The sequence below is a fragment of the Aliisedimentitalea sp. MJ-SS2 genome (genome assembly GCF_032586155.1).
GTDB lineage: Bacteria > Pseudomonadota > Alphaproteobacteria > Rhodobacterales > Rhodobacteraceae > JAWHTC01.
In genome coordinates, this window is the sequence record NZ_JAWHTC010000005.1 from 289,872 (window position 1) to 303,424 (window position 13,553).

The 13,553-nt window shown below is 60.9% G+C and carries 12 protein-coding genes; 10 read left to right on the forward strand and 2 right to left on the reverse strand.

Translation table 11 applies throughout. The annotated features are described in order from the left end of the window. Window positions 1-15 precede the first annotated feature (15 nt). The 4 genes from RXV86_RS19010 to uraH all read left to right on the forward strand — a co-directional run bounded on the left by RXV86_RS19010 (window position 16) and on the right by uraH (window position 2,696). A complete protein-coding gene (locus RXV86_RS19010; RefSeq protein ID WP_316302003.1) occupies window positions 16-348 on the forward strand; it encodes a hypothetical protein in 333 nt (110 codons plus the stop codon). A gap of 6 nt (window positions 349-354) precedes the next feature. Further along, a complete protein-coding gene (locus RXV86_RS19015; RefSeq protein ID WP_316302005.1) occupies window positions 355-999 on the forward strand; it encodes an HAD hydrolase-like protein in 645 nt (214 codons plus the stop codon). A gap of 124 nt (window positions 1,000-1,123) precedes the next feature. After that, complete coding sequence (locus tag RXV86_RS19020; protein WP_316302007.1) at window positions 1,124-2,119, forward strand: glyceraldehyde 3-phosphate dehydrogenase NAD-binding domain-containing protein; 996 nt, start codon at window positions 1,124-1,126, stop codon at window positions 2,117-2,119. A 223-nt stretch (window positions 2,120-2,342) separates the two neighbouring features. Then, entirely contained in the window at window positions 2,343-2,696 is a 354-nt protein-coding gene (gene uraH / locus RXV86_RS19025) for a hydroxyisourate hydrolase (protein WP_316302008.1), read from the forward strand. Between the two features lie 352 nt (window positions 2,697-3,048). On the opposite strand, the gene RXV86_RS19030 is transcribed toward uraH, so the two are convergent. Continuing rightward, window positions 3,049-3,972: a LysR family transcriptional regulator gene (locus tag RXV86_RS19030; RefSeq protein ID WP_316302009.1), complete on the reverse strand. Its 924-nt coding sequence runs from the start codon at window positions 3,970-3,972 to the stop codon at window positions 3,049-3,051. A 109-nt stretch (window positions 3,973-4,081) separates the two neighbouring features. On the opposite strand from RXV86_RS19030, the gene RXV86_RS19035 reads away from it, so the two are divergent. Genes RXV86_RS19035 through ade form a run of 6 tightly spaced genes read left to right on the forward strand, consistent with a single transcriptional unit; the run spans window position 4,082 to window position 12,877 of the window. After that, the gene (locus RXV86_RS19035; RefSeq protein ID WP_316302011.1) at window positions 4,082-5,323 is read left to right on the forward strand and encodes a urate hydroxylase PuuD; all 1,242 of its coding nucleotides are present in this window, start codon (window positions 4,082-4,084) and stop codon (window positions 5,321-5,323) included. Window positions 5,324-5,354: 31 nt separating this feature from the next. Then, on the forward strand, window positions 5,355-6,797 hold the full coding sequence (gene xdhA / locus RXV86_RS19040) for a xanthine dehydrogenase small subunit (RefSeq protein ID WP_316302302.1): 1,443 nt from the start codon (window positions 5,355-5,357) through the stop codon (window positions 6,795-6,797). Continuing rightward, the gene (gene xdhB, locus RXV86_RS19045; RefSeq protein ID WP_316302012.1) at window positions 6,794-9,094 is read left to right on the forward strand and encodes a xanthine dehydrogenase molybdopterin binding subunit; all 2,301 of its coding nucleotides are present in this window, start codon (window positions 6,794-6,796) and stop codon (window positions 9,092-9,094) included. Before xdhA ends, xdhB begins: the two co-directional genes overlap by 4 nt. Beyond that, complete coding sequence (gene xdhC / locus RXV86_RS19050) at window positions 9,091-9,909, forward strand: xanthine dehydrogenase accessory protein XdhC (protein ID WP_316302014.1); 819 nt, start codon at window positions 9,091-9,093, stop codon at window positions 9,907-9,909. The genes xdhB and xdhC overlap by 4 nt, the downstream gene beginning before the upstream one ends. Continuing rightward, window positions 9,906-11,186, forward strand: a complete 1,281-nt coding sequence (gene guaD, locus RXV86_RS19055; RefSeq protein ID WP_316302016.1) for a guanine deaminase — start codon at window positions 9,906-9,908, stop codon at window positions 11,184-11,186. The genes xdhC and guaD overlap by 4 nt, the downstream gene beginning before the upstream one ends. Next, window positions 11,183-12,877 carry an adenine deaminase gene (gene ade, locus RXV86_RS19060; protein ID WP_316302018.1) on the forward strand — a complete coding sequence of 565 codons (1,695 nt, stop codon included), beginning with the start codon at window positions 11,183-11,185 and terminating at the stop codon, window positions 12,875-12,877. Before guaD ends, ade begins: the two co-directional genes overlap by 4 nt. A 12-nt stretch (window positions 12,878-12,889) precedes the next feature. Here the strand turns inward: ade and RXV86_RS19065 are convergent, their stop codons facing one another. Further along, window positions 12,890-13,546: a DUF2062 domain-containing protein gene (locus tag RXV86_RS19065; protein ID WP_316302020.1), complete on the reverse strand. Its 657-nt coding sequence runs from the start codon at window positions 13,544-13,546 to the stop codon at window positions 12,890-12,892. Between the last annotated feature and the right edge of the window lie 7 nt (window positions 13,547-13,553).

Here is a 13,553-nt window from a genome sequence, read left to right on the forward strand (position 1 = left end):
TGGAAGGGCATCGCGATGGCAAAATCGGGGAAGGTCTCGAAACAGCAGGTCTATACGTTGTTGGTACAGATCGGGCGCAAGGAGGGTGACGGGCTGCCCACGGGGGCAACCGGCGCGGCGCTGATGGTCTATGCCAGCGGCGTGGACGAGGCCGAGGCGGTGCGCGAGACGGTGGCGATTCTGAAACAGGCGGACACGGCGCCACTGGATGTGACCGGATATGGCACGCTGGACGAGCGGCTGGACGAGGGGCATGACATCTCCGACGATGAGCGGGCGCTGATGGATCGGGCGCTCAAGGAAAACGCGGTGATCGTGGCGCAGATGACGCCGTTTTTCGACGGTTGATACCGGATGGCACATGTCTTTCTGGATCTTGACGGAACGCTGACCGATTCCCGGCCGGGGATCATCCGGTCCTTTCTGCATGCGTTGGAAGTGCTGGGGATCGAGGCGCCTGATCCGGGCGAGTTGGATTGGGTGATCGGTCCGGCGCTGGTGGACAGCTTTGCCCGGCTGGGGGTTGAGGACGTGCAGGTGGCGCTGCGGCACTACCGGGCGCGCTATACGGATGTGGGGCTTTTTGAGAATGAACTCTATGCCGGGGTCGAAGCGGCGTTGGCTGCGCTACGGGACGCGGGGCACTTGTTGTATTTGGCGACAGCCAAGCCGCATGCCTATGCGACGCGGATCACCGAGCATTTCGGGCTTTCGCGGTTTATGACGCACGAGTTCGGACCCGAACTGGATGGGACGCGCAATGACAAGAGCGAGTTGCTGGCCCATGCGTTGGAGGTGACCGGGGCCGAGGCAGGACAATCAGTCATGGTGGGCGACCGGCATCACGACATGGATGCGGCGCGGTCCGTGGGAATGACGGCTGTTGCCGTGCGTTGGGGCTATGGGCGGCCTGAGGAATGGTCCGGGGCGGCAGCGATCTGTGATCTGATGAGCGATTTGCCGGATGTGGTGGCACGGGTTCTTGGGGAAGGTAGGTGAACCCGGCCTGATGGCCGGAACCACACACCCTACGCTGGACTGATGGGGGCGGGGCGAATTGGCACTGGTCGGGAGGAATGCGCCTGTCTAAAGGTCAGGTTGTGTGACCTAAGAGGGTGTGATCATGGCGGATCAACCGATACGGATTGCCATCAACGGGTTTGGCCGGATTGGCCGCTCGATTCTGCGCATGCTGATGGGCACGCGTGGGAGCGAGGGATTTGAACTGGTGGCGATCAACGATATCGCGGCGCTCGAGAGCTGTGCCTATCTTTTTGCCTATGACAGCGTGTTCGGGCCCTATCCGGGGAAAGTGTCCCATGAGGATGCGGTGCTGATCGTGGACGGGGTGCGGATTCCGTTTTTCCGCGCGGACGATATTCGCGAGGTCGAATTGGCTGGCGTCGATGTGCTGTTGGAATGCACAGGTGCGGCGGGGAACCGGGCGGATGTGGAACGGGGGCTGGAAGCGGGTGCGAGGAAGGTACTGATTTCCGGGCCGTCGGAGGTGGCCGATCTGACCGTGGTGCTGGGCGCGAACGAAGGCGACCTGGGGGATCATCGGGTGGTGTCGAATGCGAGTTGCACCACCAATGCTCTGGCGCCGTTGGCGGGGCTTTTGGATGCCCATTGGGGGGTGGAGAGTGGCCACATGACCACGGTGCATTGCTATACCGGGAGCCAGCCGACGATTGACAAACCGCGCGACAACCTTGTGCGCAGCCGGGCGGCGGCGCTGTCGATGGTTCCGACAACCACCAGCGCGGCGCATCTGATTGGCGAAGTGCTTCCGGGCATGGCGGGGCGGATCGAAGCGCGGGCGGTGCGGGTGCCGACGGCCAGTGTTTCGGCCATCGACCTGACGGTGCAGACGCGGGCACCGGTGAGCGTGGCGGCGGTTAATACTGTGCTTCAGCAGGCGGCAGCGGAGAGTGGCGTCTTTGGCTGGATCACCATGCCGCTGGTCTCGACTGATCTGCGCATGCGGCCCGAGTCGATCGTGATGAGTGGGCGGGAGACATCCGTGTCGGTGGGCGGGCTACTGCGCGTGTTCGGCTGGTATGATAATGAATGGGGGTTTTCCAACCGGATGCTGGACGTGGCGCGGTTGATGGCATGAGAGCTGCCGCCTCGGCGTCGCTCACGCGCGCCCTCCCCGCTCCTCCGAGGCGGCTTGTGGCTGAACCTAGGGTGGATCGCACAAGGTGGCCGGGGAATGAGTATTTGGGCCAAGAAAGAGGGGCTTTTGGCCTTCTTGGATTTGTTGAAAGTGATTTTGTGCGGCGGGGCTTGGGTGTGGCGCGTAATGCGGGCATGATCGCCGCCAAGATGGAGGGTTTGAGATGGCAGGGTTTCTGACAACGCATGTTCTGGACACCGCAAGGGGCTGCCCGGCGGAGGGGTTGGAGATTGCGCTTTATCGGTTGGATGCCGGCGAGCGGGTGCTGCTGCGGGCGCTGGTGACCAACGACGATGGGCGCACCGACGAGCAAATCCTGCCGGACGGCGAATTTGCCGTGGGGCAGTATGAGCTGGTGTTCCGGGCCGGGGACTATCTGCGGGCGACAGGGCAGGCGGGGGATGAGCCGCTGTTCCTCGATGAGGTGCCGATCCGGTTCGGGATGAGCGAGGCCAGCCACTACCACGTGCCGCTGTTGTTATCGCCGTTCGGCTATTCGACCTATCGCGGCAGTTAGTTTCTCAACAATGGGCGTGTCTTCGACCGTGGCGGTGGGCGGATCGTTTGGGAGGCGTCAGGAACCCCACTGGCCATTCGGTGATGCGATGCTCGCGGATATGGCGGTAGGTACTGGGTTCAGGCTGGTCGGTATGCTGCGAGTTGCAGAATCAAGGCGAGTGGCGGTTTGGCGTCGGGCGTGGTCCTAGAAACAGTCTTCAGGCCCATCTGCGCGATGACGCAACACCCGGTTACCCAGCACCGCGTCGCAAACATGGCCGCCGGCAAAGGTTTTGGCAGAATAATCCCCGACACACTCGGGGAAGGCGGCATCGGGAAACGTGTTTTGCACGAAATAACCCGTCGAAACCCTATCCGGTGTCCCCGGATGGGGGCGTGTTGAGAGCCGTGACGATACGCTTCGCCATAAAGTCAAGAAACAGGCGGACCTTGGCGTCCTGCTTGCGCCGATGGGTGTAGAGCGCGGCAAGCTGGACCGGGATGGGGGGCGTATCGGTCAGAATCGGGACAAGGGCGCCCGAGGCCAGGTGATCGGCCACTTCGAAAATGGGCTTGAGGATGATGCCCTGACCCGAGAGCGCCCAGTTGGTCAGCACGTCGCCGTCGTCGGACTCAAACGGGCCGCTGACGGCGAAGCGTTTGACGCCCTCGGGCGTTTGCAGCGGCCATTGGAACTCGGGGGCGCCGGGGTAGCGCAGGTTAAGGCAGTCGTGATCGGCAATGAGGTCCTGTGGCGTCTGAGGTGTGCCTGCACGTGAGAGGTAGGCGGGCGCGGCGCAGAGCAAGCGCGCGCAATCGGCGATCTTGCGGATGCGTAGCGAGCTGTCCTCTGGGGTGCCGAGGAAAAAGACCACATCCAGCCCCTCGGCAGTGATGTCGAGCTTGCGGTCGGAAAGGCGCAGGCGGACATTGATCAGCGGGTAGTCGGATTTGAAATCGGGCACGGCGGGGGCGATCAGGCGGCGGCCAAGGCCCAAAGGCGCGGCGGCATAGATCGTGCCGCGGGGATCGCGAGTAACCTGGCCCACGGCGGCCTCGGCCTCGGCCACGGCATCGAGGATGTGGCTGGCGCCAGCATAGAAGATGCGGCCCTGTTCGGTCGCGTTGAGTTGCCGCGTGGTGCGTTGAAAGAGCCGCGCATTGAGATGATCCTCGAGCTGGGAGATCCGCGACGAGGCGACGGCGGGGGATATCCGCAAGTCGCGCGCGGCAGCAGACATCGAGCCCAACTCATAGACACGTACGAAGGTTCGGATATTCTCGAGATAGGACATGCAGGCCTGTCATTATTCTGGTTTATTTGAAAGTGCTGGGCTTTTTCCGGTGGTTCAAGGAAAAATCGACTTTCCGTACGCTGGTGCGGTTGAAAAAGGAGTTTGGGACATGTTTGAGGCGGCAATCCTGTGGGATTGGGTGGGGTTCGCCATCCGCTGGGTGCATGTGATCACGGCCATTGCCTGGATCGGGTCGTCGTTTTATTTCATCGCGCTGGACTTGGGGTTGCGGCGCGAGGGGGATTTGCGCGGCGCCGATGGCGAGGAATGGCAGGTGCATGGCGGTGGGTTCTACCACGTGCGCAAATACCTGGTCGCACCCGAAGCCATGCCCGAGCACCTGACATGGTTCAAATGGGAGAGCTATTCGACCTGGCTGTCGGGGGCTGCGCTGTTGGCGGTTGTCTATTGGGTTGGTGGCGAGCTTTATTTGATTGATCAGCACAAGGCGGAGCTTGTGCTGTGGCAGGGGGTGCTGATCTCGGCGGCATCGCTGACCATCGGCTGGCTGGTTTACGATGTCCTGTGCAAGAGCCCGCTGGGGGACAAGCCGACGGTTCTGATGCTGTTGCTGTTCGTGCTGCTGGTGGTGATGGGCTGGGGTTACAACCAGATCTTCACCGGGCGGGCGATGATGCTGCATCTTGGCGCGTTCACCGCGACGATCATGACGGCGAACGTGTTCTTTATCATCATGCCCAATCAGCGGATCGTGGTTGCTGACTTGAAGGCGGGTCGGGTGCCGGATGCGAAGTACGGCAAGATCGCCAAGCTGCGCTCGACCCATAACAATTACCTGACATTGCCGGTGATATTTCTGATGCTTTCGAACCATTACCCGCTGGCCTTTGCGACCCAATATAACTGGGTGATTGCGGCGCTGGTGTTTCTGATGGGGGTGACGATCCGGCATTTCTTCAACTCGATGCATGGGCGCAAAGGCATGAAATGGTGGACCTGGGCGGTGACGGCGGCGTTGTTCCTGGGCATTGTTTGGCTGTCGTCTTTGGGCACCGGCGAAGAGGGTGAGGAAGAGGCAGCGATGAGCGCGAGCGCCCAGCGGTTTGCACAGGCTGAAGGCTTCGAAGATGTCTATGACATTGTGTTGGGGCGCTGTTCGATGTGCCACGCCGCCGAGACCGGATATGACGGGGTTTATCACGCGCCCAAGGGCGTGATTTTGGAGACCGAGGCGCAGGTCGCAGAGCGCGCGCAAGAGATTTATCTGCAGGCGGGCGTGAGCCGGGCGATGCCGCCGGCCAATGTGAGCTGGATGGAGCCGGAAGAGCGCGCGGTAATCGCGCAGTGGTATCGGGCTGCCGGGGCGGTCACGCTTGCCAGCGTCGAGTGAATGGAGTTCGATGGAACCTAGCGAGGGTGGAATGGAAACGCGCAACCACATCCGATTTCTTTTGAATGGCGAGGAACAGCGGCTGGACAAGGTTCGGGCCTGTGACACGCTGTTGGATTTCCTGCGGCTGAAAAAGCGGCTGACCGGGACCAAGGAGGGCTGTGCCGAAGGCGATTGCGGCGCCTGTACCGTACTGGTGGGGCGGTTACGCGACGGCGTGCTGCGATATGAGCCGGTGAATGCCTGTATTCGGTTCCTGGCGACTGTGGATGGCTGTCACGTGGTGACGGTGGAGCATCTGCGCGGCCCCGACGGGGGGTTGAACGCAGTGCAGGCGGCGCTTGTTGAGCATCACGGTAGCCAATGCGGGTTTTGTACGCCGGGGATTGTCATGGCCCTTTATGCGCTGTGGATGGAGGAGCCACAGCCTTCGGAAGCCAAAGTAGAACAGGCGTTGCAAGGCAACCTTTGTCGCTGCACCGGGTATGAACCGATCGTCCGTGCGGCGATGGCTGCGGCGGAACACGGGTTGCCAGAGGCGGACCCGCTGGTGCAGGAGCGTGCCGGGGTGCTCGCGGCGTTGGAGGCAATGCGCGACCGGGCCCGGGTGGAATTGGGTGATGCGGTATTGCCTGGCGATGTCGGTGACTTCGCGGCACTTTATGCCGAACAACCGGAGGCCATCGTGGTGGCCGGTGCCACGGATGTAGGGCTTTGGGTGACCAAGTTCCTGCGCGACATCGGCCCGGCGCTGTTCATTGGCCATCTCGACGGATTGCAGGGGATTGACGATGGCGGTGATGCAATCCGGGTCGGGGCCGGAGTGAGCTATTCCGATGCCATACCGGTTCTGGAGCGGCATTTCCCGCATTTATCCGAGTATCTGGCCCGAATTGCCGGCTGGCAGGTGCGCAACATGGGGACCATCGGCGGGAATATCGCCAATGGCTCACCCATCGGGGACATGCCGCCGGTGCTGATTGCCTTGGGCGCACGGGTTGCATTGCGGCGTGGAAAAGAACAGCGTGAGATGCCGCTGGAGGATTTCTTCATTGATTATGGCAAGCAGGATCGTCAGGCCGGGGAATTTGTTGAGGCAATCGTGGTGCCGAAACCGGAGCCGGATGTGCTGCATGCGGCGTGGAAAGTCTCGAAACGGCGTGACGAAGATATTTCGTCGGTTGCTGCCGGACTCGCCGTGACGGTTGCGAATGGCCACATTGCGAATGCCCGGGTGGCGTTTGGTGGCATGGCCGGGGTGCCGAAACGCGCGGAACAGGCCGAGGCCGCGCTTATCGGCGCAGAGTTCAGTCAGGCGGCTTTTGAGGCAGCGGCGAAAGCCGTGGTTCGGGACTTTGAACCGTTGAGCGATTGGCGAGCTTCGGCCGATTACCGCATGCTGGTAGCGCAGAACCTGTTCCGCCGGTTTTGGGCTGAACTTGGTGCCGGTGAACAGGCGAGGGTTTGGGCATGATCCGGGGTGGGGTGCATCAGTCGCTGGCACATGAAAGTGCCGAAAAACACGTGACAGGGCGGGCGGAATATTGCGACGACATTCCCGAACCAGCGGGCACGTTGCATGCCTATCTGGGTGTGTCGGACGTGGCGCATGGACGGATCGTGTCGATGGACCTTGCGCCGGTGTTAGCGGCAGAGGGGGTTGTCGGCGTTCTGACCGCTGCGGATGTTCCCGGTGCGAACCAGATCAGCGCCGTTGGCGCCGGCGATGAACCGATTTTCCCGGAAGAACTGATCGAGTTTCATGGTCAGGCACTGTTTGCGGTGATTGGCAAAAGTCGCGAGGCTGCACGATGGGCAGCGACATTGGCGCGGGTCGAAATCGAGCCGCTCGAACCTGTGGTGAGCGTGGGGGAAGCTCTGGACCAGGGAATGCCAAACGTGACCGATCCCCTGACCCTGAAGCGCGGGGATGTGGATGCCGGGATGTCACGGGCCAGCAATACCATACGAGCGCGTATGGAAATTGGCGGGCAGGAGCATCTTTATCTCGAGGGTCATATCGCGTTTGCAATTCCGGGCGAGGATGAGGACGTGGTCGTGCATTGTTCGACCCAGCATCCCAGCGAGGCGCAGCATATGGTGGCTCATGCGCTGGGCGTGGCCAGCCATTCGGTGGTGGTGAACGTACGCCGGATGGGCGGCGGGTTTGGCGGCAAGGAAAGCCAGATGAACCTGTTTGCCTGTGTCGCGGCGATTGCCGCGAAACGCTGGAACAGGCCGGTGAAGATTCGGCCTGATCGGGATCAGGACATGGCGTCGACCGGGAAAAGGCATGATTTTCAATGCCGTTATACGGTTGGGTTTGACGACGACGGCCGGATAGAAGCGGTGGACGCGGAACTGGCCGCGCGCTGTGGTTTTTCCGCGGATCTGTCCGGGCCTGTGACAGACCGGGCACTTTTTCATGCCGACAATGCCTATTTTTTTCCGGAGGTGCGTCTGCAATCGCGCCCCCTGAAGACACACACCGTGTCCAACACGGCGTTTCGCGGCTTCGGTGGGCCGCAGGGCATGGTAATGGGCGAGCGGCTCATCGAGGAAATCGCCTATGCGCTGGGTCGTGATCCGCTGGAGATCCGCAAGGTGAATTTCTACGCCGAGGGGCGCGACGTGACACCTTATCACCAGCAGGTTACTGATAACATACTTGACCGTATAGTAGGTGAGCTGGAAACGAGCAGCGACTACCAGGCACGTCGGAACGCGATCCTTGAGCACAATGCCGCGGGCGGGATCATTCGCAAGGGAATTTCGCTGACCCCGGTGAAATTTGGGATTTCCTTTACCGCGACATGGTTCAATCAGGCCGGTGCATTGGTGCACGTTTATAATGACGGGTCGATCATGTTGAATCACGGCGGCACCGAGATGGGCCAGGGATTGAACACCAAGGTCGCACAGGTGGTTGCGGATGCCTTTGCGGTGGACGTGGATATGGTCAAGGTAACCAAAACGACGACAGAGAAGGTGCCAAATACTTCGGCAACTGCGGCATCTTCAGGATCGGATCTGAACGGGATGGCGGCATTGAATGCCTGCGAGCAGATCAAGGCGCGATTGGTGGAATTTGCGTGCGAAAGCAAGGGGGTTGAGGCAGATCAGGTGACGTTCCTGCCGGGGGCCGTTCGGCTTGGGGAAGACGAAATCCCCTGGGCGGATTTCATCAAGTCCGCCTATATGGCGCGGGTGCAATTGTCGGCGGCGGGGTTCTACAAGACGCCGGATATTCACTGGGATCGGGCAACCGGCCAGGGACGGCCGTTTTTCTACTACGCCTATGGCGCGTCGGTGTCGGAGGTAGCGGTCGATACGCTGACCGGGGAATACCGGGTCGAGCGGGTCGATATCCTGCATGACGTGGGCAAATCGCTTAACCCTGCGTTGGACAAGGGGCAGGTGGAAGGTGCGTTTGTCCAGGGAATGGGCTGGCTGACCACAGAAGAATTGTGGTGGGACAGCTCCGGACGGCTGCAAACGCATGCGCCGTCAACTTACAAAATACCATTGGCATCCGACCGGCCAAGAGAGTTCAATGTCGAATTGGCGGAATGGTCGGTGAACCCCGAACGCACGATCAAACGCTCCAAGGCCGTGGGGGAACCGCCTTTCATGTTAGCGATGTCGGTGCTGGAGGCGCTGTCGATGGCAGTCGCAAGCATTGCGGATTACCGGGAATGTCCGCGTCTTGATGCGCCCGCGACACCCGAGAGAGTGTTAATGGCGGTGGAGCGGATGCGGGCATCGCAATGAGTGTTTTCGAGTTTCTCTCTTCATATCAGGAGGTTGTCCGGGTCATGATTGCCCGGACCGAGGGCTCTTCGCCGCGTGAGGTTGGGGCGGAGATGTTTGTCTCGATATCCAGTATGGCCGGGACGATTGGTGGTGGGCAGCTGGAATACATGGCATTGGATCAGGCGCGAGCGATGTTGAAAACAGGCGAGCTGTGGGCGGAGATGGATGTGCCGCTGGGACCGGAGATTGGTCAATGCTGTGGTGGGCGCGTTGTCCTGATGTTGGAAAGAATGGGTGCGAAGAGCCGGGCGGAGACTCTTGAGCAGATTACACGGACGGCCGAGGAAATGCCGCAGGTGCTGGTTTTCGGGGCCGGGCATGTCGGGCGGGCGCTGATACGGGCATTGGCGCCACTCCCTGTGCGGGCGCGGTTGGTGGATAGTCGATCCGAAGAACTGGCGATGGCGGACTGCGCAGACAAGTGCCTGACGGCGTTGCCGGAGAACGAAATCCATACGAATGCGTATGGTGCTGGTGTAGTGATCGCCACGCACGATCATGCATTGGACTTTCTGCTGGCGGCAGAGGCGTTGAAGCGCGGCGATGCGACCTATGTCGGTATGATTGGTTCGGCGACGAAACGCGCCCGATTCGAGCGGTGGTTGCGTGAACACGATCCGGAGGTGAACGCGGGGGTGCTGACCTGCCCGATGGGGAAGGCCGGGCTGGGCGACAAGCGGCCAGAGGTAATCGCCGCTTTTGTCGTTGCGGAACTGATGCAGGCCTTTGCGGATGCGACCACAGTACGTGACCGTATGGAGGCGGTGACATGACAGCAAAACTGTTGCGCGGTCGGGTGTTGAGCTTTCATGCTGAACCGCAGGCTGGGGATGAAAGCGCGTTTACCTATATCGAGGACGGGGCGCTTTTGCTCCGTGACGGGGTGATCGAACGACGCGGGGAGTATTGCGACCTGAAAGGGTTGGCCGAAGAGGAAGTGGACCACCGACCACATCTTCTGATGGCGGGGTTCATCGATGCGCATATCCATTTTCCGCAGGTGCAGGTGGTGGCAAGCTGGGGCGAACAACTGCTTGATTGGCTTGAGAATTATACCTTCCCGGCGGAAATGAAATATGCCGACCCTAGTTATGCCGCGCGGATGGCGGGGGCGTATTTCGATCTTCTCGCCGCCCATGGCACGACGACGGCGGCGTCCTATTGCACGGTGCATCCGGAAAGCGTGGAAGCCTATTTCGGAGAGGCCGAGCAGCGAAATATGTGCATGATCGGCGGTAAGGTGATGATGGATCGCGGTGCCCCTCAGGGGCTGTGCGATACGCCGCAGAGGGGCTATGACGAGAGCAAGGCGCTGATCGAGAAATGGCACGGACGTGGGCGGGCGCATTATGCGATCACGCCGCGCTTTGCGATTACCTCGACCGCCGAGCAACTTGAGGCAACGCAGGCTTTGGCAGCAGAGCACCCCGAGTGTTTCGTCCAGACCCATGTCGACGAGAACCAAAACGAGATCGCGCTGGCGGCGGAGCTGTTTCCGGACGCGCCGGATTACATGGGGGTGTACGAGCAATATGGGTTGCTGCGGGAAAACGCGCTGTTGGGGCATTGCATTCACATGACGGATCGCGAGATCGGTTTGGTAGCGGACACCGGGGCGAAGCCGGTGTTCTGTCCGACCTCGAACCTTTTCCTGGGCAGTGGTTTGTATGATGATGCCGGGCTGCGGAAGCGGGGCATCAAAGGGGCGATTGCAACGGATGTGGGTGGTGGAACCAGCTATTCGATGCTTCAGAGCATGAACGAGGGCTATAAGGTGCTGCAATTGCAGCGCCAACAGAAACATCCCTATGAGGCGTTTCACTGGATCACGCGTGGCAATGCGGTGGCACTTGGTCTGGAGGACCGGATCGGCACGCTGGATGAAGGGTCGGATGCGGATATCGTCGTGCTGGATGCGAGGGCGACGGCGGAGATGCGATTGCGGGCCGAGACGGTGGAAACATTGGCAGAAGAACTGTTCCTGCTGATGATATTGGGCGATGATCGGGCCGTGGTGCAGACCTATGTGGCCGGAGAACCGATGAAATGAAAGATTTGGAAAGGCTGATTGCCGTTGCGCGGAGCGAGGAACCCGCCGATGTCGTGTTGCGCGGGGGGCGGGTGTTTGACGTTGTCACGGGCGACTTTATTGACGGGGATGTCGCGGTTTTTGGCGGGAAAATCGCGGGTCTCGGCGCGGAATACGAAGGGCGCACGGTCGTCGACGTTTCCGGCCTGACGCTGGTGCCGGGGTTCATCGACACGCATATGCATGTGGAAAGCTCGCTGATCACGCCCTACGAATTCGACCGATGTGTCGGCCGGTGTGGGGTCACGACGGCGATTTGCGACCCGCATGAGATTGCCAATGTGATCGGTGTGCCGGGGATCAAGTATTTTCTCGAGGCCACGGCCCATACGTTGATGGACATCAAGGTGCAGCTGAGCTCCTGCGTGCCATCGACGGATATGGAGACCTCGGGGGCCGAAATCGGGGCTGAGGAATTGGCGCTGCTGAAGGACCATCCGCGGGTGATCGGGCTGGCCGAATTCATGAATTTCCCCGGCGTGATCTTTCGTGATCCCGGGGCGATGGCAAAGCTCAGGGCGTTCGAGGGTCGGCATATAGACGGGCATGCCCCGCAATTGTCGGGGCTTGATCTGAATGCCTATGTTGCGGCGGGGATCAGAACCGAGCATGAGGCGACAACTGCGGAAGAGGCCCGCGAAAAGCTTCAACGGGGCATGCGGGTATTGATCCGGGAAGGGTCGGTTTCCAAGGATCTTCATGCGCTCGCGCCTTTGCTGGATGAGTTCACCAGCGCCTACATGTGCCTGTGCACTGATGATAGGAACCCGTTGGATATCGCCGAGCATGGGCATCTGGATTACATGATCCGGACGCTGATCGGGTTGGGCGTCAGTCCGCGCGCGGCCTATCGAGCGGCGAGCCTGTCGGGTGCCGAAGCGTTCGGGTTAAAGGATCGCGGGCAGATCGCACCGGGGAAACGGGCGGATATTGTCGCGGTGGACAGTCTGGAAGGCTGTCATGCGCAGATGGTGATGGCGGGCGGAGTCGTTCTGAATGAGGCGGCATTTGCGGAACGGACCCTCGTCGCGCCTGTCGGCCGCGCCTCGGTGAAGGCGCGGCGTGTCGGACCGCAGGATTTTCGCACCGGGGGCAACCGCGAAGAGACCGATGTGATCGGGATCATCGAGGGTAAGATCATCACCGAGCATCTGCACGAAGACATTACCATCGAAGATGGCGACAAGAGTCCGGATGTGGCGCGTGACCTTGTAAAGATCGCGGTGCAGGAGCGCCATGGCAAGAACGGCAACATGGCCACGGGGTTCGTGAAAGGCTTCGGGCTTCAGGCCGGGGCGATAGGTTCGACCGTCTGCCACGATCATCACAATATCGCGGTTGTAGGGGTGGATTACGATGACATGGCGATGGCCTCGAACCGGTTGCAGGAGATCGAGGGCGGTTTTGTGGTGGTGCGCGATGGTGAGGTTCTGGCCGAGTTGGCGCTGCCTGTGGCCGGGCTGATGAGCCTTGAGCCGTTTGAAGTGGTGCGCGATGAGTTGGTTATGCTGCGTGATGCGGCGAAGTCCTTGGGCGTGACGCTGGAAGAGCCGTTCTTGCAACTGGCGTTTTTGGCGCTGCCGGTGATCCCGGCGTTGAAAATCACCGACCGGGGATTGGTCGATGTGGAGAAGTTCGAGATCATCTCGTGATCCAGAAACCTGTCAGCCGTCCGGGTGTTCGCCCTTGGCTGCGGCACGCTTCTGTTTGATGGCTTCGAGCTTGGATTTAAGGCGCCCCTTGCGGCGGTTCTGATAAACGCGGATTACCGGAACGGCGAGGTAGTAGCAGACAGAGGCGGCCACGATGCCGGGGATGATGCCGCCGATCATGTAGGGATAGAAGACTTCGTCAAAGAACACGCGCAGGTTCGACCAGTCCGGATCGGCACCGGTGAACTTGGCCTGGATATTGTGCCAGAGATCGTGCCCGGCGTCGGCAAACTTTCCGCCCAGTGACCGCCCGGCATGATCGGGATCGAACTCGGTCCCCAAAAGCCAGTGGCCGGTTTTGAGAGACACCACGGCGATGGGCACATAGGTGAGCGGATTGCCGAAGAATGTCGCCAGGAGCGCGGCCAGGAGATTGCCCTGCATGACGAATGCGACGATGGCGGCAACGACGAAATGCAAGCCGTAGAAAGGTGTGAAGGCGGTAAAGACTCCGGCCCAGATGCCACGGCTGATCTTGTGCGGTGGATCGGGCAGGCGGTGCAGGCGGTGGCGGACGTAGCGCGCGGCGCGCAACCACCCGCCGCGGGGGTAGAAGAACTCGATCAAGCTCTTCCAGATCGGCCGTTTGTCGCGTCTTTTGAAGACCAATGGTCTT